Below are 20133 nucleotides of genomic sequence, written 5' to 3' on the forward strand. Positions count from 1 at the left end.
ACGCACCGGGCTGCCCAACCCGCCGAATCCATGCAGCAGTCCACACCCCCCGATACCGCGCGCTCCACGGCCCCTGCCGTCGAAGCGTCCGCTTCCGTTCCAGCACAGCCCTCGGGGCCTTTGCCCGCGCCCAATGCCGGCGTGGCCGCCGGCATGGCCCTGGCCCTGGTCGGCGCCATCGCCTTCAGCGGCAAGGCCATCATCGTCAAGTTGGCCTATCGCCACGGCGTGGACGCGGTCACGCTCATCATGTACCGCATGCTGTTCGCACTGCCCATCTTCGCGGCCATGGCGTGGTGGGCCAGCCGGGGCAAGGCGCCGCTCACGCGCCGCGACTGGGCGGGGGTGGCGTGGCTGGGCTTCACGGGCTACTACCTGGCGAGCTTTCTCGACTTTGCCGGGCTGGCCTACATCAGTGCCAGCCTGGAGCGGCTGATCCTGTACCTCAACCCCACCCTGGTGGTGGTGCTGGGCTGGGTGCTGTATCGCCGCAGCATCCGCTGGGGGCAGGTGCTGGGCATGGCGATCAGTTACTGCGGCGTGGTGCTGGTGTTCGGGCACGAGGCGGGATTGCAGGGCGCGTACGTGGCCTGGGGCGTGCTGCTGGTGTTCCTGTCGGCCGTGAGCTATGCGGTCTATCTGGTGTACAGCGGCGAGATGGTCAAGCGCATCGGCTCGCTGCGCCTGGTGGGCCTGGCGACCACGGTGGCCTGCATTTGCTGCCTGCTGCAGTTCGCGGTGCTGCGGCCGCTGGGCGCGGCGGTGGTGGCGCCCGAGGTGCTGTGGCTGTCGCTGCTGAACGCCACGCTGTGCACGGCGGTGCCCGTGCTGCTGGTGATGATGGCCATCGAGCGCGTGGGCGCGGGCCTGGCCGCGCAGGCCGGCATGGTGGGGCCGCTGTCCACGATCCTGATGGGCGTGTGGCTGCTGGACGAGCCGTTCACGCTGTGGGTGGCGTCGGGCACGGCGCTGGTGCTCACGGGCATCTTCGTCTTCACCCGCATGGCGGCGCGCAAGCCCGCGGGCTGACGCCTCGGTGAGCCGGTGCACAGCGGCGGGCATTCCCCTTGCCCGGCGCTGGCGTGCGGCGCTTCGTATCATGGTCCTTCGATCATCGGCGCACCTGGGGCAGGGCGCGCGATGCATCCCTGTGTGATTCGCAACGGGCCGGGCGCGCCGGCCGTGAAAGGAGACTATGGACCTGGGTATTGCCGGTAAATGGGCGTTGGTGTGCGGCGCCAGCAAGGGTTTGGGGTATGGCTGCGCCGAGGCGCTGGTGCGCGAGGGCGTGAACGTGGTGATCAACGCCCGCAACCCCGAAGCGCTGGAGCAGGCCGCCGCGCAACTGGTGGCCGCGGCGGCGAACGAGTCGGCCACGCTGGCGCACAAGCACCCGCAGCCGGTGGTGCTGGCCGTGGCGGCGGACATCACCACGCCCGAGGGGCGCGCTGCCGCGCTGTCGGTGGCGGGCGGGCCCGGGGCGGCGTTCGATATCGTGGTGACCAACGCGGGCGGCCCGCCGCCGGGCGACTTCCGCGACTGGGACCGCGATGCGTGGATCAAGGCGGTGGACGCCAACATGCTCACGCCGATCGAGCTGATCAAGGCCACGGTGGACGGCATGGCAGCGCGGGGCTTCGGGCGCATCGTCAACATCACGTCGAGCGCGGTGAAGGCGCCCATCGACATCCTCGGGCTGTCCAACGGCGCGCGCAGCGGCCTCACGGGTTTCGTGGCGGGCGCCTCGCGCAGCTCCATTGCAGCGAAGGGCGTGACGATCAACAACCTGCTGCCGGGCAAGTTCGACACCGATCGCCTGTCGGCCAACATCCAGGCGACCGTCAATAAGACCGGCAAGAGCGAAGACGAGGTGCGCCGCGCGCACCAGGCGGCCATTCCGGCGGGCCGCTACGGCACGCCGCAGGAGTTCGGGGCAATCTGCGCCTTCCTGTGCAGCGTGCAGGCGGGCTATTTGACGGGGCAGAACGTGCTGGCCGACGGCGGGGCGTTTCCGGGAACGTTCTGACTTGGGGGCCGCTTCTGGAGCGGCGGCCCCTTCAAGCCCGCAGCCGGGCCCCGTCGGCGGCCGCTTTGCGCCGCCGCTGTTCGCCCAGGCGCAGGCCGAGCACCAGGCTGGCGAGGAACAGCGCGAGCGCCAGGTACGCCTGCAGGTAGTAGCCCCAGCCCTGTTCGGCATACAGGTACGGCCCGACGTCGGTGGAATGGATCTCCAGCAGCAGCCCGGCGAACCACAGCGCGGGCACCACGGCCAGCGCCGCGCCCAGCCACCGCCGCCAGGCCATGCCCGCCATGCACACGGCCGAGGCGCCCAGGGCCACGGCCCAGATGTGCCACAGGGCCGGCGTCTTGTCGCTGACTTCGGCCAGGGCGAGGCCCGGCATCAGCGCCAGGGCAAGGAGGGCGGTGGTGCGGGCCTTCATTCGGCCGGGTAGCGGACGGTGAGCGGTATGTAGCATTCGTGCAGGCCCCCCAGTTCGCTCTTGAGCTTCTCGACGAACTTGTCGATGTGCACGGTCAGGTCGATGCAGCCGGCGCTGCCCGGCGTCGAGCCGCCGTGGATGAAAAAGCCGCCGCGCCCGTAGGTCTCGGTGTCCGGATAGGGGTGGATGGTCAGGCGGAAGTTGCCCCAGGCCGCACGCGGCGAGCGGTACAGGTTCTTGAGCCAGTTGTTGGACCACATCTCGGACGGCTGAATCCAGTAGTCCCCCGCGGGGATAGGCCCGGCGTTGCGGGTCTTCTGCCATTCGGTGGAGTAGTCGAAGTGGCCGTTCTTGGGCTTGCCGGACACGGCGGGCAGCGCGAGGACGGATTGCGTGCCCGTGCCGCGCAGGACCTTTCCGTCGAATTGCAGTGCGATTTTCGATTGCAGGCATCCGGGGGCATGGGGTCGGCTGCGCTCCAGGGCGTAGGTATCTGACATGGCAAGTGCGAAGGGGTTGGGGCCGCGCGAAGGGGGCGCAACGGGCAGGGTGCCCGGGGCGGCTCGGCGCGGCCGGCCGATTCTAGGAGGGGGCTCTGCCATGGCCGGTGCGCTTTTGTAATGCGCGGTGTCTGGACGTATCGGGCCGCAGCGCCACACGGTGGCATATGGGCCGCGGGCCCCATGGGCCTGCAGGCGCGCGGTGGCGCTACACCGACCAGGTGCGCGGCCGCTGCGCCGCCATGCCCCAGCACTGCGCGCGCCAGGCCGCCCACACGGCCTGCAGCAGGCCCATGGCGGGCTCCACCACGGGCGCGAGCACCCGCACCACCACCACGTTCGGATGGGGGCTGGTGGCGCCGGCCGTGGCGGCCAGCGGGTGCGCCTCGATGGCGGCGCGGGCGGCATCCAGCGCGCCTTCGCGCCGCTCGCGCGGCAGGGCTTCGCCCGCGATGAAGAAGATCGACGCCATGCAGCGGTGCCCCGCCAGGCCCAGCGCGCCGTCGAGCAGCAGCCGGTCGGCCGCGTCGATGCGGCCGCGCTCCAGCCACACGCCCGGCACCTCGATGTGCTGGGTGAATCGGCCCGATTCGAACGGCTGCCCGGCGTGGGGCAGCCCGAGCGCGGTGACGTCCCAGCCCAGGCATTCGGCGCCCGGGGCCACCTCCAGCGTGAGCCGGTTCTCGGCCTGGCAGGCGTTGTAGCAAAGGGCTTCGAGCGGCAGCCATTCGAGCCGCGCGCCGGGCGCCAGCACGGCGTGCGCGCGCTGCAAGGCGGGAGCACCGGTGGATCGGTAAAAGCGCGTGGCGCCGGGGGTGGTGACCAGGCCGTGCGCGCCGGCCGCGACGGTGGTGCGGATGTCCAGCGTGTCGCCCCCCACCAGCCCGCCGGGCGGGTGCACCAGCACGTTGTGGCACACCGCATCGCCTTCGGGGTACAGGCTTTGCAGGATGCGCAGCGGGCCGCCGTGTTCGAAGCGTGCCACCGTGCGCTCGGCCTCGCGGCGGTAGTCCAGTTGCAGGTGGGCGTGCCAGGTCATTCGGTTGCTATCAAATCGTGAGCTAGACCGGCATGATATACGCCGGCGCCGGGGCGATTCGGTGCTTGTCTCTCGGGGTCAGGCTTTCCACGCGCCCTGGTGCGAGGCCGATGCCTCGTCGATCAGCGCGGGGCCGATGCATTCGATGGCATGGGCCGAGGCGGCGAACACGTCGCGGCACGACAGCTCGGCGTCGCGCTGGTCCAGCCGCTCGCCGCGAAAGGCGCGCAGCCGCACGGCGTCGATGCCGTACACCACGCGCCCGATGTTGGCCCAGAAGATCGCGCCCGCGCACATCACGCAGGGCTCGCCGGACGAGTACAGCGTGGCCTGCGCGAAGGCCTCGCGCGGATGGTGCGGGCTGGCCAGGCGCACGGCCGAGGTCTCGGCATGCGCGGTGCAGTCGCCCGTTTCGCCGTTGGCGTTCCAGGCCTCGGCCAGGATGCGATCGTCCGCACCCACGATGACGGCGCCGAACGGGCGGTTGCCGCGCGTGCGGGCCTGGCCGGCGAGCGCGATGGCGCGGCGCAGGTACAGGCCGTCGCGCGGGGCGAGGGGGACTTCTGCGGGCAGCAAGGCCGTGGCGGGCTGGGGTGAAGGGGCGAGGGTTTTCATCGAAAGGCCTCCGCTTTCAGGCCGGCACCTTGCGCTCACCCGCAGCGGGCAGGAACGCCGGGTTGAACACCCGTTCGGCCGCCGGCTTGCGGGCCAGGCCGAACGTGGTGGCGATTTCGTCGATCTGCCGGGCCAGCACTTCGGGGTTCACGCTGCCCAGGCCGATGGCCTGCGTTTCGGCGGTGGCGAGGTATTGCCGCGTGATGGCCCAGCGGGCGCGCTCCATGTCCATGTTCAGGATGGGTTCGCGCGCCTTGATGGCGGCCAGCGCGGCGTCGGGATTGGCCAACGTTTCGCGCAGCGCCCGGTTCGTGGCGCGCAGGAAGGCCCGCGCCACTTCGGGGCGCTCCTGCAGCAGCCGGCCGGCCAGGATGGCGTTGCCATAGAGGTTCAGCCCGGTCTTGCCGTATTCGAGCACGGCCAGGTCCTGCGGCGGCATGCGGGCGAACAGGGATACCGCCGAGTCGTGGAAGTAGGTGGCCGCGTCCACGTCGCCGCGCACCATCACGTTGTCGCGCGCGCTGAAGTCGGTGGTCACCCACTGGAACAGGTCGGGGCTGGTGTTGAGCTGGCGCGCCACCATGGGCCAGCTGCGGCGCGTGGATTCCACGGCGGCGGCGGCCACCCGCTTGCCCTTGAGCGACTGGAAGTCGGTGGTCACGCCGCGGTCCTTGCGGCCGATGATGACGAAGGGCGCGCGGTTGTAGTACTGGTAGATGGCCTGCACGGGCGCGTCGGCGTTCTGCGCGTGGAACTCGGCCAGCGCGCTGATGTCGCCCAGCCCCAGGTCGTAGGCCCCGCTGGCCACGCGCGTGATCGAGGCCACAGAGCCCGAGCCCACGTCGATGCCCACGTCCAGCCCCTCGTCCTTGTAGTAGCCGTTGGCGGCGGCCAGGAAGAACGGCGCGGTCTGGCTGGTCACGCGGAAGTCGAGCGTGAACTTGAGCGGAGTGGCCTTGCTCTGGGCGTGCACGGCGGGCGCGGCCAGTGTGGCGGACAGGAGGGTGGTGGCGGAGGTGGCGAGGAATCGGCGGCGTTGCATGGCGGTGGCTCCAGGTTCGGACGTGACAACCGGCCACGGCGCATCTGCGCCGTGCATCGGTGCGAACTGAGCAATTTCCGGGCAACGGCGCCGTGGGGGAACGGACCGGGCTGAACGCTTCTACTCGGGGGCGGCGTTGCATGAAGCGTGCCTGCACGACGCAGTTCGGCCCCATCAGGGTGGGCGGGCGGGGCGTGGCCGATGCCTGTCGCCGCTGGTGCATTTTCGGCAGGGCCGGCACGCGGGTGGTGCATTGCCGTCCCCGTTGCGGTGAGGCGGTGCGCGGTGGCACGTGCAGCCGCTGCGCCATGGCCTGCCCACCCGCTGCGCACGGATTGGCCTGCGATTTGCTTGCATGCCCCGCAAGAGTAGAAGCGTTCAGCCCGATGGCCCGCCCCGTGCAGGCCCATCGGCGGGTCATTGCTCTTGAAGCCGGTGGTGGCCGCCGGCGCGCCGTTGCCGTCCTGGCGAATGCGTGCCGCCGGGCGCCGCCTTTGTCCCCTTCAAGAGCCCCGTGGCGCGTACCTGTCTGGCCGTGTCCGCCATGGGCCTTGGTTCATCCGACGAGGAAACCCGCCATGCAGCAGAGTACCGCCACCCACCCCGCCACCCACCCCGCCATCTCCCATGCCGACCCCGTAGACGCCACCGCCGATGTGCGCGGCGAACTGGAAAAGGAAGCCCGCATGGGCGGCATGGGCGCCGAGACCAGCGCCCGTGAAATCCGCTGCATCGACCTGTCCGACTTCGAACACCGCAAGGCGGAGATTGCCGATCAACTGTGGAGCGCCTCGGTCGAGATCGGGTTTTTCCAGGTCACCGGCCACGGCATTGCCGTGGAAGACATCCGCCACGCGTTCGCGCGCGCCCAGGCGTTCTTCGACCTGCCGCGCGAGACCAAGGCGCAGTGGCCGCTGGCGCGCAACGCGGGCTGGGAGCACAAGGCGCAGGTGCGCCCGTCCACGCGCACGCCGGACCAGAAGGAGTCCTACCAGGTCACCCGGCCGCGCATGGCGGGCCTGTGGCCCAGCGAGGCCGAGCTGCCGGGCTTTCAGGAGGCCACCTTGCGCTTCGAGGCGCAGTGCTGGCACGTGGGCATGCAGCTGCTGTCGTGCTTCGCGCATCGGCTGGGGTTCGATCCGGACTTCTTCACCCGCGCGCACGACCCGTCGAGCGCGGCCTACCAGAGCACCCTGCGCATGCTCCACTACTTCGCCGTGGACCCGGCGCTCAAGGACGAGCTGGGCCTGTGGCGCGCGGGGGCGCACACGGATTTCGATTGCCTCACGCTGCTGTTCCAGCGCCCGGGCCAGGGCGGGCTGCAGGTGCTGCCCGGCAAGGAGATGGAGAGCCGCCAGTGGACCAGCGTGGAGCCGGCCGAAGGCGTCATCACCTGCAACATCGGCGACATGCTGACGCGCTGGAGCGACGACCAGTTGCCCAGCAACTTCCACCGCGTGCGCAATCCGCTGCCGCACGAGTACCAGGGCGCGCGCTACAGCCTGGCGTTCTTCTGCCAGGCCAACGAGGATGCCGTGGTGGAAGGGCCGGGCCGCAAGTACCCGCCGATCACCGCAGGCGACTACCTGCGCCAGCGCATCACGGCGAATTTCGCCAAGTACTGAAGAGCGGCTGCGCCGGTGCTAGTCCGTGGCCGTCAGCGGCGCGGGCATGGTTTCGGACTGGCCGCGCGCCGGCAGGACGATGTGAAAAATGCTGCCCTGGGCCGCGTTGCTGGCATGGATGCGGCCGCCGAAGGCCTCGACGATCTTGCGGCAGATGGCCAGCCCCAGGCCCGTGCCGCCGGAGCCGTCGCGCGTCTTGCTCGACTGCACGAAGGCTTCGAAGATGCGGTCCAGTTCCTCCTCGGGCACGCCCGGGCCGCTGTCCTCGATCTCGATGTGGATCTGCCCCAGGGCGTCGATGAAGCCGCGCAGTTCGATGGTCGAGCCCCCGGGCGAGAACTTGATCGCGTTCGCCAGCACGTTGCGCACGACCTGCTGGAACCGCAAGGGGTCCGCCTTGGCGACCAGCGGCAGGTCCGGCAGGTCCAGCTGCAGGTACAGCCGGTGCCGGGCGAGCAGGGGATCGAACTCCCGCGCCACCGAGCGGATGAGCCCGCGCAGGTCGGTGCGCTCCAGGTGGAACGTGCCCACCGTGCTTTCGATCTTGGCCACGTCCAGCAGATCGTTGACCAGCGTGAGCATGCGCTGCCCGGCGGAGTGGATGTCGGTGAACATGCCGCCCAGCCGCGCATCCGCCGGGCTGCGCAGGGTGCCCAGTTCGGCGAACCCGATGATCGACTGCAGCGGCGTGCGCAGCTCGTGGCTCATGTTGGCCACGAACTCCGACTTGGTGCGCGAGGCCTCCTCGGCCGCGTTGCGCGCCTCCTGGATGGCGCGCTCGGCCATGCGGAAATCGGTCACGTCCATCAGGATGCTCAGCACGCCGGTGGCATGGTCCATCTCGTCCGTCAGCACCGCCTTGAAAACGCGGGCGTCGCGGTGGGAGCCGTCCCCGTGCAGCAGCCGCGTCTCCAGCGTCATCTTGCCGCCATGCATCAGCAGGTGCTGGTTCGCCTCGACCACCACGTTGGCCTCGTCGAGCGGCAAAAAGGCATGCAGCCGCTCGCCGATCACCTGCGCACGGGCCATGCCCTTGTATTCCTCCCAGGCGCGGTTCACCAGCACCACGCAATGGTTGCCGTCGGTCAGGGACATGGGCAGGGGGTTGGTGTCGAGCAGCAGGTTCTGGAAGGCCAGTTGGGCCTGCAGCTTGAGCTGGGCCTGCCAGCGCTCGGTCACGTCCACCGCGCTGCCGGCAAAGCCGGCGATGCGCCCTTCGCTGATGAGCGGGGCCACCGCCAGTTCGAACAGCAGATGGCGGCCGTCGGCGCTGCGGATGAGGGCCTGGCAGGTGCGCGCCTGGATGGTGGATTCGGTGTCCAGCATGGCCACGACCTCGCTGCGGCTGGCCGGGTCCACGATGTCCGCCAGCGTCTGCCCCACGGCGTGCGAGGGGCTGCGCCCGCTGATCGTGTCCCACCGCGCGTTGGCGTAGGTGATGACGCCCTGGGCATCGGTGCGAAAGATCAGCTCCTGCACGCTGCTGATCAGCACCGCCAGATCGTGCTGGCTCTGCGCGATTTTTCGCTGTGCCTGGTTCATCGAGCGCTGCGCGGCCTCGCGCGCGCGCAGGCCGCGCCAGGCCGTGGCGGTCAGCACGAGGGCCAGCAGCACGGCGGCCAGGCCGATGCCCAGCATGCTGCGGGCCTCCTGCAGCCACCGGTCCTGCGCCATCGCGTAGGGCTCCTCGACGATCGCCACCAGCGGCTTGTCGCGCGAGGCGCGGAACGCCACGATGCGGTCGCCGCCCAGCACGCCCGCGCCGGTGTAGCTGGCGTAGTCGCGCTGGGGCAGGTAGCTGTGGAAGATGGGCAGGCTGTCGATCCGTCGGCCCATCAGCTTGGCGGCGGGGGCAGAGGTGGCCAGCACCTGGCCGTCGTCGCTGGCGATCACCGCGTCGTAGCTGAGGGACTCCAGCGTGAGGTACTGGAAGTTCGACAGCGCGCCGGGGTTCACCAGGCCCACGAGCATCAAATCCCTGCCGCCGTTGTTGCGAAAGCCGCGCAGCAGCGGGATGAACGACATGCCCGGGGGTGCCACGTCGGGGGCCGTGGTGCGGCGCAGGCTGCCCAGGCTGCGGCCCGGCACCAGCGGGCCGATCCGCTGGTGTTCTTCTTCCACCCAGGGCCCCAGGCCCGTGACGTCGATGAAGGTGCCGGCCTCGCCAAGGAAGGTGCTGGCGATCACCAGGCCCTTGGTGTCCACCACCGCCACGCCCCGCATGAAGGGCAGCCCCGCCAGCACCTGTCGCATCGCATTCTCCATCGCCGGCGGGCTGGAGGGGGCATCGGTCAGGGCCTGCGAATGCGCGAGCACGCCCAGCGCCATGTCGCCGGCGTCGAAGGTGCGGGCGGCCTGGTCTTCGATAATGCGGGCCAGCAACTGGGCCTGCACCTGGCTGGCCGCCACCGTCGCGCGCATGTCGTTGGCGGCGAGGAGGGCCATCGCCATGGCGGCCAGCAGCGCTGCCGCCAGGCCGGCCGCGAGGACGAGGGAACTGACCGGCAGCCCGCGAAACCGCAGTGCCGGCTCTGCCGCCAACGAGGAGGGGGAGGGGCCGCGGGGCTTCATGTCAGGGCTCGATCACTTGGCTCAGGCCGTTCTTTTCCGCTGCGGCCTTGAGCCGGCCGTCGCGCTTGATGCGCGCCACGAAATCGTTCATCTTGCCGAGCCAATCGCCGTCGCCGGGGCGAACCGCATAGGCGTACGGGATGACCCGGATGGGCCGCGACGGAACGAGCAGCTTGGCCCAGTTGGCGTTGTCCAGCAACTGGCGGCTGTAGAAGTAGTTGGTCATGAACACATCCACGCGGCCCGAGATGAGTTCCTGCTCGCGCGTGGCGGGCGCATCGACCGGCACCACCATCGCGTGCTGCAGTTGCGCCGTCATGAGCGGGCCCGTCAAGGTGCCCTGCTGCACGCCCACCCGCACGCCTGGGCGATCGATGTCGGACCACTGCGCCACCACGGCATTGTTCTTGGTGGTGATGGCATACACATCGCTGTGCAGGTAGGGCCGCGTGAAACTCAGCACCTGCTGGCGCTGCGGCGTCACGGCGATGGCGGACATGGCCACCTCGCACCGCTGGCTCGTCAGGTCGGCCACCAGGGTCGGAAACGACGAATCCACGTATTCGATGCGTGCGCCCAGGTCTTTCGCGAGTTCGGCCGACAGGTCGATGTCGATGCCCTTCAGTTCGCGCGTGCGGGGATGGCGGTAGGTCACACCGTAATAGGCGGGCCAGATGCAGACCCGCAAGACCCCGGTCGAGCGCACCCGCTCGGCCACCGGCCCCGCGTGCGCGGCCGGCCACCCGGCCAGGCAGGCCCACCCGAGCAGCGACAGTGAAAGGGCGATCCGCTTCATGCCATCCATTTTCTTCAGGGCCGGGCCCTGAACGGGTCGGGACGCGCGATGTCCCCGAGGTGTCGGCTGGCGAGGCCCGCGGCCTGGAGGATCAGCGCATCATAGGGGCCGCAGCGCTTCGGGAGGGCCGGCAGGGCGGGCGTCTCCCACGGCGTTGTGCCGGATTCTCGCCGGACGCTCATGCAGAGACGATCAGTGGTGCAGGCCATGGCAGCAGATGGTGGAAAAATGATAAAAATAAAAATCGACGCCGTTTGCCGATTTTAATCATAAAAATCATTTTTATCATCTTTAAATTGGTTTGTTTTGAACCCAACAGCGGCACAATTCACGCATGGCAATATCTGCTCCTGAGATCCCCGACGCGACCGATCACTGCACCACCCTGGAGGTGGCCAAGCTGCTCGGCATGGCCGTTCGATCCGTTCAACTCATGGTGGACCGGGGAGAACTGCAAGCCTGGAAGACACCCGGCGGGCACCGCCGCATCTCCCGCGCCTCGGTGCAGCAATGGCTGCAGGGCAACAAGGCGGCGCCCGCCGTGCCGCACACCCGCCGCGCGAGCGACGCACGGCCTGGAGAGGACTCCGCCGCGCCCAAAAAGCCCTTGCTGCTGCTCATCGAGGATTCGACGCACTTTCAGAACCTCATCCAGCTCATCGTGCAGCAGCAGTTTCCCGAGCTGGCGCTCCAGGTGGCCGACGACGGCATCGCCGGGCTGGCCCTGTACGGGCAATTGCAGCCCGACATCCTGATCGTGGACATCTTGCTGCCCGGCCTGGATGGCGCGACGCTGATCACCACGCTGCGCTCGCACCCCCAGTTCGCGCGCAGCGAACTCATCGTGGTGACCTCGCTCGACGAATCGCAGCGCGCGCCCTACGCCTTCGCGCTGCAAGGCGTGGCCGTGATCCACAAGCCGCGCCTGGTGGCCGAATTGCCTGCCGCGCTGCAGGCCTGCCTGGAGACGCTGCGCCGTGGATGAGCCGGTCGTCCTCCTGGTGGAAGACGATGCGCTGGTGTCCCGCTTCGTCGGCATGGTGCTCGACGATCTGCCGATCCGCCTGCAGGTCTGCAGCAGCGTGGAACAGGCGCTGCAGTTTCTGGCGGAGCAGCGCGTTCAATTGGTCATCACCGATCTGATGATGCCCGGCGAGTCCGGCATGGGGCTGATCCAGCGCATGACCGCCGACCGCGCCCTGGCCGCCGATGCCAAGGTCGTGGTGTTCAGCGCGGGCTTGAACACCAAGGTGCGCGAGCAGCTCGCATCGATGAACATCTGGCGCACGCTGGCCAAGCCCGCCTCGGTGGGCGACCTGCAAGGCTGCGTGCGGGATGCGCTGCAACTGGCTGGCCAAAAAGCGCCCACGTCCCCGCCGTCCGAGCCTGCCGCCCCGGCAGCGCCGGGCCTGGCGGAACACGAAGCCCTCGCGGTGGCCACGCACTTCGCCCACAACCGGCCCCTGTTCGAAACCTACCGTGAACGTTGTTTCGTGCAGTTCCCCAGGGATTGCGCGGAAGGCGACCAGGCCGCTGCCGTGGCCGACCTGGCCGTGCTGCGCCGGCTGGCGCACAACCTGCGCACCGTGCTGCTCACGCTCGGGCGCACCGAGGGCCACCAGGTGGCCACCCGCCTGGAAGAGGCCGCTTGCGCCGAAGACGCCCCGGCCGCCGTGGCGGGCTGGAAGGCTTTGCGGGAGCATCTGGCCCCCTGAGTCTGCGGGCCGTTGCCCGCGGTGTTTGCCGAACGGCGTTGCAGCCTTCACGCTGGCGCGCCCCGGCCCGGGCTTGTGCCGACCACTTCACGGCATGACCCAGCGGTCCGCCGCTGCCCGGATGTGCGAGCGCATGGCCGATTCCGCCAGCAAGGGGTCGCGCGCCGCGAGGCAGCGGTAGATCTGCTCATGCTCGGCCAGGGCCGCATGCCACGTTGGCTGGCCTTCCAGTCGCTCGCGCATGTGGCTGGCCAGCGGCCCGCGGCGCTCGTCGAACAGGCTGCCCACCAGTCGCACCAGCACCGAGTTGCCGGTCATCTCCGCGATGCGCACGTGGAACTCGCGGTCGTGCTCCAGCACGTCGCGCCCGGCCGCGATGTCGGCGCGCATGGCGTCGATGCTCGCCTGCACGCGGGCGAGGCCCTCCGGCGTGGCATGCACGCACGCCAGCACGATGACCGCCCCCTCCACCGCACCGCGCGCCTGCATCAGCTCGGCCGGGCTCTCGCCCATGGACGGGGGCAGGGCGGAGCGCCGCAGCGCGCGGCTGCACACGTACACGCCCGAGCCCATGCGGATCTCCACGCTGCCTTCGATCTCCAGCGCGATCAGCGCCTCGCGCAGCGAGGGGCGTGACACGCCCAGCTGCTGCGCCAGATCGCGCTCGGGCGGCAGGCGGCTGCCTTCCCGGTAGTCGCCCTGCTGGATCAACAGGCGCACCTTGTCCGCGATCTGGTGGTACAGGCGCCGGGATTCGAAGGCTTTGGAAGAATCGATCATCAAGGGAATGGTGAAATTGGCCAGACCATATGGCCTGACCAAAAAAGGGATTGCGCGCAGTGTAGGGGGTGAATTCACCAGATTCCAAGCATTGGATCGCTGAAAGCCCTGCGGCTGGGGTTAACCCGGTAAGGCCAATTTGAATTTGGCGCTCAAATTGGCCTTACCAGAAACCCCTGCGATGGGCCGCCGAGCGGTCCGAACGCCGACACTGCCTTGAACTACGCTTTCGACTTCTCCGCGCCGCTGGCCTACTGGCCCGACCTCCTGGCAGGGGCGTGGACCACGCTGTCGCTGTCGCTGGCATCGACCTTCTTCGGCTTCCTGGTGGGCGTGTTCTGCGCCCTGGCCAACACCGGCCGCTCGCGCTGGCTGGCCCGGCTGGCGGGGGTGTACATCGAGGTCATCCGCAACACGCCGCTGCTGGTGCAGGTGTTCATCGTGTACTTCGGGCTGGCCTCGCTGGGCCTGCAGGTGGGCGCGTTCACGGCGGCCATCGTGGCGCTGGTGGTGAACGTGGGGGCCTACACCAGCGAGATCGTGCGGGCGGGCATCGAGTCGATTCCCAAAAGCCAGCTGGAGGCGGCCGAGTGCATGGGCCTGTCGCGCTGGCAGACGCTGCGCCACGTGGTGCTGCCGCCGGCCATCGAGCGCGTGTACCCGGCGCTGTCCAGCCAGTACGTGCTGCTGATGCTTGCCTCGTCGATCTGCTCGCAGATCTCGGCGGAGGAACTGACGGCGGTCGCCAACCGCATCCAGTCGGACACCTTCCGCTCGGTGGAGACCTATCTCATCGTGGCCGCGGCGTATCTGGCGATGTCGCTGGTGATGCGCGGCGCGCTGTGGCTGGTGGCCATGGTCGCCTTCCCGCGCCGCCGGCGTCTGGGCACCCCCCTTTGAAAGCCGCAGGCACGCACCATGGGCTTTCTCAACGCATCGCACTTTCAATTCCTGTTCAACGGCCTGCTGTGGACCGTGGGGCTTTCGCTGCTGGCGTTCGCCGGCGGCGGGCTGCTCGGCTTTGCCGTGGCGCTCGGCAGCTCGTACGGGCCACGCTGGTCGCGCCTGGCCGTGTCTCTCTACATCAAGCTGATCCAGGGCACGCCGCTCCTGGTGCTGCTGCCGCTGGCGTATTTCGGCCTGCCCTCGCTCGGGTTCGACGTGGCGCCGCTCACGGCGGCGGCGCTGGCGCTGTCGATCTACGTGTCGGCCTACCTGGGCGAGATCTGGCGCGGCTGCATCGAGTCGGTGCCGCGCACGCAGGCCGAGGCCGCCGAGTGCCTGGCCCTGCGCTGGCACCAGCGCGTGTGGCACGTGATCCTGCCGCAGGCCGTGAAGATCGCCACGCCGCCCACCGTGGGCTTCATGGTGCAGATCGTCAAGAACACCTCGCTGGCCTCGGCCATCGGCTTCGTGGAGCTGGCGCGCGCGGGTCAGATCATCAACAACTCCACCTTTGAGCCGTTCGTGATCTTCGTGATCGTGGCGGCCCTGTATTTCGCCCTGTGTTACCCGCTGTCGGTGCTGAGCCGGCGCCTGGAGAGGAGCTTTCATGTCGCCCATCGTTGAGATCGAGAACATCTCCAAATGCTTCGGCGCCACGCGCGTGCTGGAGGGCGTGTCGTTCACGGTGAACAAGGGCTCGGTGGTGGCCATCATCGGCCAGAGCGGATCGGGCAAGAGCACGGCGCTGCGCTGCATCGACCGGCTGGAGACGGTGGATGCCGGCCGCATCCGCGTGTGCGGCCACGAGGTGACCGCGCCGGGGCTCAACCTGCACCAGCTGCGCCGCGACGTGGGCATCGTGTTCCAGAGCTACAACCTGTTCCCCCACCTCACCGTGCTGGAGAACATCATGCTGGCCCCGCGCCTGGTGCAAAAGGCCGCCAAGGCCGAGGTGCGCGAGCGCGCCCAGGCCGTGCTGGCGCAGGTGGGCCTGTCCGACAAGGCCGACTGCTACCCCTCGCAGCTGTCGGGCGGCCAGCAGCAGCGCGTGGCCATCGCGCGCTCGCTGGCCATGCGGCCGCAACTGATGCTGTTCGACGAGGTGACCTCGGCGCTGGACCCGCAGCTCACCGGCGAGGTGCTGCGCGTGATGGAAAAGCTGGCCGAAGGCGGCATGACCATGATTCTCGTCACGCACGAGATGGGCTTTGCCCGCAAGGTGGCCGACGAGGTCATCTTCATGCACCGGGGCCGCGTGTGGGAGCACGGCCCGGCCTCGATCCTCGATGCGCCCGCCACCACCGAGCTGCGCGATTTCGTCGGCAACGGCCTGTAGCGCTGCCATCGGTCCCAACCGAGCCCCGCGCGAGACGGGGCCGGCCCCAACCCTTCCTTTTCAAACGGAGACAAGCCCCATGACCACACCGCGTTCCTTCCTGCTGCGCACCCTGCTGGCCTCGGCCGCCCTGATGGCCTTCGGCGCCGGCAGTGCCCATGCCGATCTGCTCAAGGACATCCGCGAGGCCAAGAAGATCCGCATCGCCCTGGACACCGGATCGCCGCCCTACGGCTTCGTGGACGACGCGATGAAGCCCGTGGGCTCCGACGTGGAGACCGCGCAGCTGCTGGCGCAGGACCTGGGCGTGGCCCTGGAGATGGTGCAGACCACCAGCCCCAACCGCATCCCGTTCCTGCAGACGGGCAAGGCCGACATCGTGGTCGCCTCGCTGTCGGTCACGCCCGAGCGCGAGAAGGTCATCGACTTTTCGGTGCCCTACGCGCAGATCCTCGCCGTGGTCGCCGCCCCGAAGGCCGCGGACATCAAGGGCTTCGACGACCTGCAGGGCAAGCGCGTGGCCACCACGCGCGGCTCCAACAACGACAAGGTCGTCACGCAAGGCGCCAAGGGCGCGCAGATCGTGCGCTTCGACGATGACGCCACGCTGGTCACCGCGGCGGTGAGCGGGCAGGCCGACATCATCGCCACCTCGCCCGCCATCGTGAACACGGTGCTCGCCAAATCGCCCCAGAAAGACCTGGTGCAGAAGTTCGTCATGCAGAAGGTGCCGCTCGGCGTCGGCCTGCGCAAGAACGAGCCCGAGCTGAAGGCCTGGATCAACGACTGGATCACCAGGAACACGGAGAACGGCAAGCTCGTGGCGATCTACAAGAAGTACCACGGCGGCAACTGAGCCAGCGGCTCAGTCCACCGACCCACCCACCCCTCTTTTTCCTGCATTGCGAGCCTCCCATGCTGACCGTCATCTGTGAAACCCCTGGCACCCTGCGCGCCGTGGAGCGCGAACGCCCCGTGCGCGGCGAGGGCGAAGTGCTGCTGCGCGTCAAGCGCGTGGGCGTGTGCGGCACCGACCTGCACATCTATACGGGCAACCAGCCGTTCCTGCAGTACCCGCGGGTGATGGGGCACGAACTGTCGGGCGTGGTGGAAGAGGCCGTGCCCGGCGGGCGCCTGGCGGTGGGCGACGTGGTCTATGTCATGCCTTACCTCTCGTGCGGCACCTGCGTGGCCTGCCGGCAGGGCAAGACCAATTGCTGCGTCAACATCCAGGTGCTGGGCGTGCACCGCGACGGCGCCTTCACCGAATACCTGTCGCTGCCCGAAGCCTTCGTGCACAAGGCAGACGGCGCGACGCTGGACCAGGCCGCGATGATCGAGTTCCTCGCCATCGGCGCGCACGCCGTGCGCCGGGGCAATGTGCAGCCCGGCCAGCGCGTGCTGGTGGTGGGCGCCGGCCCGATCGGCATGGCCGCCATGATCTTCGCGAAGCTGCGCGGCGCCGAGGTGACCGCCATCGACGGCCGGCAGGACCGCGTGGCCTTTTGCCAGCGCGAGCTGGGCGTGGCCCATGCCGTGGCGCTGGGCGAAGGCGACGAGGCGCAGCTGTCCGCGGCCACGGGCGGCGAGTTCTACGACCAGGTGTTCGACGCCACGGGCAATGCCAAGGCCATCGAGCGCGGCTTCGGCTTCGTGGCGCACGGCGGCACCTACGTGCTGATCTCGGTGGTGCGCGACACCATCACCTTCTCCGACCCCGAGTTCCACAAGCGCGAGACCACGCTGCTGGGCAGCCGCAACGCCACCACCGAAGACTTCGAGACCGTGCTGGCCGCCATGCGCGCGGGCCAGGTGCCCACGGCCGCGCTCAACACGCACCGCATGGCCCTGGCCGACGTGCCGGCCGATTTCGCACGGCTGCTGGACCCCGCCCAGGGCGTGGTCAAGGCCCTGGTGGAAGTCTGAGGAACGCGCGGCCATGGTCCAACCCATCCTCCAGTTCGGCACCAGCCGGTTCCTGCAGGCGCACGTCGATCTGTTCGTGTCCGAGGCGCTCGCGGGCGCCCCCGGCGCGGGCGATGCGCTGGGCGGCATCACCGTGGTGCAGACCACCGACCGCCCCGACGGCGCGGCCCGCATCGCGGCGCTGGCGCGCGGCGCGGGCTACCCCGTGCGCATCCGGGGTCTCGCCGGCGGCGAGCGCGTGGACCGCACCGTGCAGTGCACGGCGGTGCGCGAGGCCTGGCAGGCTGCCACGCACTGGCCCGAGCTGCGCGCCGCCGTGGCCGGCGAGGTGCGCGTGATCGTCTCCAACACGGCAGACCGCGGCTACCTGCTTGACGACCGCGATGACCGCGACGACCGCGATGACCGCGACGGCCCCGCCGCGCTGCGCCCGGGCAGCGCGCCGCCGCACAGCTTTCCCGCCAAGCTGCTGGTGCTGCTGCACGGGCGCTGGCAGGCCGCGCCGCAGGCGCCGATCACGCTGCTGCCGTGCGAACTGGTCGAGCGCAACGGCGACGTGCTGCGCGATGTGGTCGCGGGCCTGGCGCGCCAATGGGCGCTGCCGGCCGAATGCATCGAGTGGCTCACGGCGCACTGCGTGTGGGCCAACTCGCTGGTGGACCGCATCGTGTCCGAGGCCATCGAGCCCGTGGGCGCGGTGGCCGAGCCCTATGCCGTGTGGGTGGTCGAGCGCCACCCGCGCCTCACGCTGCCGTGCACGCACCCGGCCATCGTGCTCACCGACGACCTGGCGTTCTACGAGCGGCTCAAGCTGCTGCTGCTCAACGCCGGCCACACCTACCTGGCCGAGCACTGGCAGCGGGACGGGCGCGCCGCCGGCGAGACCGTGCGCGAGGCCATGGCCGACGTCGCGCTGCGCGCCGGGCTGGAGGCGCTGTGGGCCGAAGAGATCCTGCCCGTGTTCGGCGCCCTGGGCGCGCGGGCGCAGGCCGAGGCCTACCTCGTCGATGTGCGCGAGCGCTTCGAAAACCCGTTCCTGGATCACCGCATCGCCGACATCGCGCAGAACCATGCGCAAAAGAAGCAGCGCCGCTTCGGCCCCCTGGTGGCCCTGGCGGCCGAGCATGCCCCGCACCTGGCCCAGCCGCGGCTGAAGGCGGCCCTGGCCACCGCCTGACCCTTTTCCATTCCTTCTTGCCACCACCCCTGCCGCGCAGCCCCCGACGATGAACACCGACCTGCAGCCCCCCCCGCCCCTGGCCCTTCAGCTGGGCGCCGCCGACAACGTGGCCGTGGCGCGCCAGGCGCTGGAGGCCGGCACGCGCCTGTCCATCGGCGGGCACGCCGTGCAGGTCCGCGAGCCCATCGCCTCGGGCCACAAGGTGGCGCTGGTGCCCATCCCGCGCGGCGCGGTCGTGCTCAAGTACGGCCAGGGCATCGGCATCGCCACGGCCGACATCGCGGCCGGCGACCACGTGCACGTGCACAACGTGGGCATGGCGGCATCCAGCCACGGCCACGGCCACAGCGCGGGCGCGGGCTACCGGCCCACGCCCGCATCAGGCGCGTTGCAAGAAACGCTGACCTTCGACGGCTTCGTGCGCGCCGACGGCCGCGTGGCCACGCGCAACTACCTGGGCGTGATCGCCAGCGTGAACTGCTCGGCCACCGTGTGCCGCCACATCGCCGATGCCTTCAAGGGCGAGGCGCTGGCTGCGTACCCGCAGGTGGACGGCGTGGTCGCCATCACCCACGGCAGCGGCTGCGGCATGGGGGGCAATGGCGAGGGGCTGGAACTGCTGCAGCGCACGCTGCGCGGCTACGCCAACCACCCCAACTTCGCGGGCGTGCTGGTCATCGGCCTGGGCTGCGAGGTCAACCAGATCGCGCCGCTGGTGGAGACGCTGACGGCGCGCGCGCCCGGCCTGTTCGCCACGCTCACCATCCAGGACGAGGGCGGCACGCGCGAGACCATCGCGCATGGCAAGGCCATCCTCGGGGACATGCTCGTGCAGGCGAACGCGGCGCGGCGCGAGCCGGTGCCGCTGCGGCATCTGGCGGTGGGCCTGCAGTGCGGCGGATCGGACGGCTACTCGGGTATCAGCGCCAACCCGGCGCTGGGCGCGGCGGTGGACCTCCTGGTGCGCCATGGCGGCACGGCCATCCTGTCGGAGACGCCCGAGATCTACGGCGCCGAGCACCTGCTCACGCACCGCGCCGCCACGCCCGCGGTGGCGGCCAAGCTGCTGGAGCGCCTGGCCTGGTGGGAGCGCTACGCGGCGCTGCACGGCGGCGACCTGAACAACAACCCCTCGCCCGGCAACAAGGCCGGTGGCATCACCACCATCCTGGAGAAGTCCCTGGGCGCCGTCGCCAAGGCCGGCTCCACCGGGCTGATGGACGTGGTGGGCTACGCCGAGCCCGTGCGCACGCAGGGCCTGGTCTTCATGGACACGCCCGGCTACGACCCCGTGTCCGCCACCGGCCAGGTGGCGGGCGGCGCCAACCTGATCTGCTTCACCACCGGCCGGGGCTCCACCTACGGCTGCAAGCCCACGCCCTCGCTCAAGCTGGCCACCAACACGCCCATGTTCCAGCGCATGGCGCTCGACATGGACTTCGACTGCGGCGGCATCGTGGAAGGGCGCCAGAGCATCGCCGACGCCGGCGAAGCGCTGTTTCGCCTCATGATCGCCACGGCCTCGGGCCAGCGCAGCAAAAGCGAGGACAACGGCCTGGGCGACAACGAATTCCTGCCCTGGCAGCTTGGCGCCGTGATGTGACGGCGCACCGACGAACCCC

General features: G+C 69.8%; 20 protein-coding genes. 12 read left to right on the top strand and 8 right to left on the bottom strand.

Annotated features, from left to right (window positions below):
• Positions 1 to 153 precede the first annotated feature (153 nt).
• The gene (locus M5C98_RS05180) at positions 154 to 1029 is read left to right on the top strand and encodes a DMT family transporter (RefSeq protein WP_272553160.1); all 876 of its coding nucleotides are present in this window, start codon (positions 154 to 156) and stop codon (positions 1027 to 1029) included.
• Between the two features lie 166 nt (positions 1030 to 1195).
• On the top strand, positions 1196 to 2026 hold the full coding sequence (locus M5C98_RS05185; RefSeq protein WP_272551395.1) for an SDR family oxidoreductase: 831 nt from the start codon (positions 1196 to 1198) through the stop codon (positions 2024 to 2026).
• A gap of 31 nt (positions 2027 to 2057) precedes the next feature.
• On the opposite strand, the gene M5C98_RS05190 is transcribed toward M5C98_RS05185, so the two are convergent.
• The 5 genes from M5C98_RS05190 to M5C98_RS05210 form a co-directional block, all read right to left on the bottom strand.
• The gene (locus tag M5C98_RS05190; protein ID WP_272551396.1) at positions 2058 to 2441 is read right to left on the bottom strand and encodes a hypothetical protein; all 384 of its coding nucleotides are present in this window, start codon (positions 2439 to 2441) and stop codon (positions 2058 to 2060) included.
• A complete protein-coding gene (locus M5C98_RS05195) occupies positions 2438 to 2941 on the bottom strand; it encodes a tlde1 domain-containing protein (RefSeq protein ID WP_272551397.1) in 504 nt (167 codons plus the stop codon). The genes M5C98_RS05190 and M5C98_RS05195 overlap by 4 nt, the downstream gene beginning before the upstream one ends.
• 208 nt (positions 2942 to 3149) lie before the next feature.
• Positions 3150 to 3980, bottom strand: coding sequence for an urease accessory protein UreD (locus M5C98_RS05200; RefSeq protein ID WP_272551398.1), 831 nt, complete (start codon positions 3978 to 3980; stop codon positions 3150 to 3152).
• A gap of 78 nt (positions 3981 to 4058) precedes the next feature.
• Complete coding sequence (locus M5C98_RS05205) at positions 4059 to 4595, bottom strand: nucleoside deaminase (protein ID WP_272551400.1); 537 nt, start codon at positions 4593 to 4595, stop codon at positions 4059 to 4061.
• 16 nt (positions 4596 to 4611) lie between these two features.
• Positions 4612 to 5637: an ABC transporter substrate-binding protein gene (locus tag M5C98_RS05210; protein ID WP_272551401.1), complete on the bottom strand. Its 1026-nt coding sequence runs from the start codon at positions 5635 to 5637 to the stop codon at positions 4612 to 4614.
• A gap of 686 nt (positions 5638 to 6323) precedes the next feature.
• Here M5C98_RS05210 and M5C98_RS05215 point away from each other — a divergent pair.
• The gene (locus tag M5C98_RS05215) at positions 6324 to 7262 is read left to right on the top strand and encodes an isopenicillin N synthase family dioxygenase (RefSeq protein ID WP_272553162.1); all 939 of its coding nucleotides are present in this window, start codon (positions 6324 to 6326) and stop codon (positions 7260 to 7262) included.
• 18 nt (positions 7263 to 7280) lie between these two features.
• On the opposite strand, the gene M5C98_RS05220 is transcribed toward M5C98_RS05215, so the two are convergent.
• Both M5C98_RS05220 and M5C98_RS05225 read right to left on the bottom strand, forming a co-directional pair.
• Entirely contained in the window at positions 7281 to 9833 is a 2553-nt protein-coding gene (locus tag M5C98_RS05220) for a sensor histidine kinase (RefSeq protein ID WP_272551402.1), read from the bottom strand.
• Position 9834: 1 nt separating this feature from the next.
• Positions 9835 to 10629, bottom strand: coding sequence for an ABC transporter substrate-binding protein (locus M5C98_RS05225; protein WP_272551403.1), 795 nt, complete (start codon positions 10627 to 10629; stop codon positions 9835 to 9837).
• A gap of 334 nt (positions 10630 to 10963) precedes the next feature.
• On the opposite strand from M5C98_RS05225, the gene M5C98_RS05230 reads away from it, so the two are divergent.
• Entirely contained in the window at positions 10964 to 11614 is a 651-nt protein-coding gene (locus tag M5C98_RS05230) for a response regulator (RefSeq protein WP_272551405.1), read from the top strand.
• Entirely contained in the window at positions 11607 to 12344 is a 738-nt protein-coding gene (locus M5C98_RS05235; RefSeq protein WP_272551406.1) for a response regulator, read from the top strand. The genes M5C98_RS05230 and M5C98_RS05235 overlap by 8 nt, the downstream gene beginning before the upstream one ends.
• A gap of 87 nt (positions 12345 to 12431) precedes the next feature.
• On the opposite strand, the gene M5C98_RS05240 is transcribed toward M5C98_RS05235, so the two are convergent.
• Complete coding sequence (locus tag M5C98_RS05240; RefSeq protein ID WP_272551407.1) at positions 12432 to 13124, bottom strand: FadR/GntR family transcriptional regulator; 693 nt, start codon at positions 13122 to 13124, stop codon at positions 12432 to 12434.
• A gap of 216 nt (positions 13125 to 13340) precedes the next feature.
• Between M5C98_RS05240 and M5C98_RS05245 the strand changes: the two genes are divergently transcribed.
• The 7 genes from M5C98_RS05245 (at position 13341) to M5C98_RS05275 (ending at position 20114) form a co-directional block, all read left to right on the top strand.
• Positions 13341 to 14024: an amino acid ABC transporter permease gene (locus M5C98_RS05245; protein ID WP_272551408.1), complete on the top strand. Its 684-nt coding sequence runs from the start codon at positions 13341 to 13343 to the stop codon at positions 14022 to 14024.
• Between the two features lie 18 nt (positions 14025 to 14042).
• Positions 14043 to 14693 (top strand): amino acid ABC transporter permease, encoded by a 651-nt coding sequence (locus M5C98_RS05250; RefSeq protein ID WP_272551411.1) that lies wholly within the window; start codon positions 14043 to 14045, stop codon positions 14691 to 14693.
• Positions 14677 to 15405 (top strand): amino acid ABC transporter ATP-binding protein, encoded by a 729-nt coding sequence (locus tag M5C98_RS05255; protein WP_272551412.1) that lies wholly within the window; start codon positions 14677 to 14679, stop codon positions 15403 to 15405. The genes M5C98_RS05250 and M5C98_RS05255 overlap by 17 nt, the downstream gene beginning before the upstream one ends.
• Positions 15406 to 15484: 79 nt before the next feature.
• A complete protein-coding gene (locus M5C98_RS05260) occupies positions 15485 to 16261 on the top strand; it encodes a transporter substrate-binding domain-containing protein (protein WP_272551414.1) in 777 nt (258 codons plus the stop codon).
• 59 nt (positions 16262 to 16320) lie between these two features.
• Positions 16321 to 17331 (top strand): zinc-binding alcohol dehydrogenase family protein, encoded by a 1011-nt coding sequence (locus M5C98_RS05265; protein WP_272551415.1) that lies wholly within the window; start codon positions 16321 to 16323, stop codon positions 17329 to 17331.
• Between the two features lie 13 nt (positions 17332 to 17344).
• Positions 17345 to 18508, top strand: coding sequence for a mannitol dehydrogenase family protein (locus tag M5C98_RS05270; protein WP_272551416.1), 1164 nt, complete (start codon positions 17345 to 17347; stop codon positions 18506 to 18508).
• 49 nt (positions 18509 to 18557) lie between these two features.
• On the top strand, positions 18558 to 20114 hold the full coding sequence (locus M5C98_RS05275) for a UxaA family hydrolase (RefSeq protein ID WP_272551417.1): 1557 nt from the start codon (positions 18558 to 18560) through the stop codon (positions 20112 to 20114).
• Positions 20115 to 20133 lie beyond the last annotated feature (19 nt).

The organism is Acidovorax sp. NCPPB 3576 (genome assembly GCF_028473605.1).
Lineage (GTDB): Bacteria > Pseudomonadota > Gammaproteobacteria > Burkholderiales > Burkholderiaceae_C > Paracidovorax.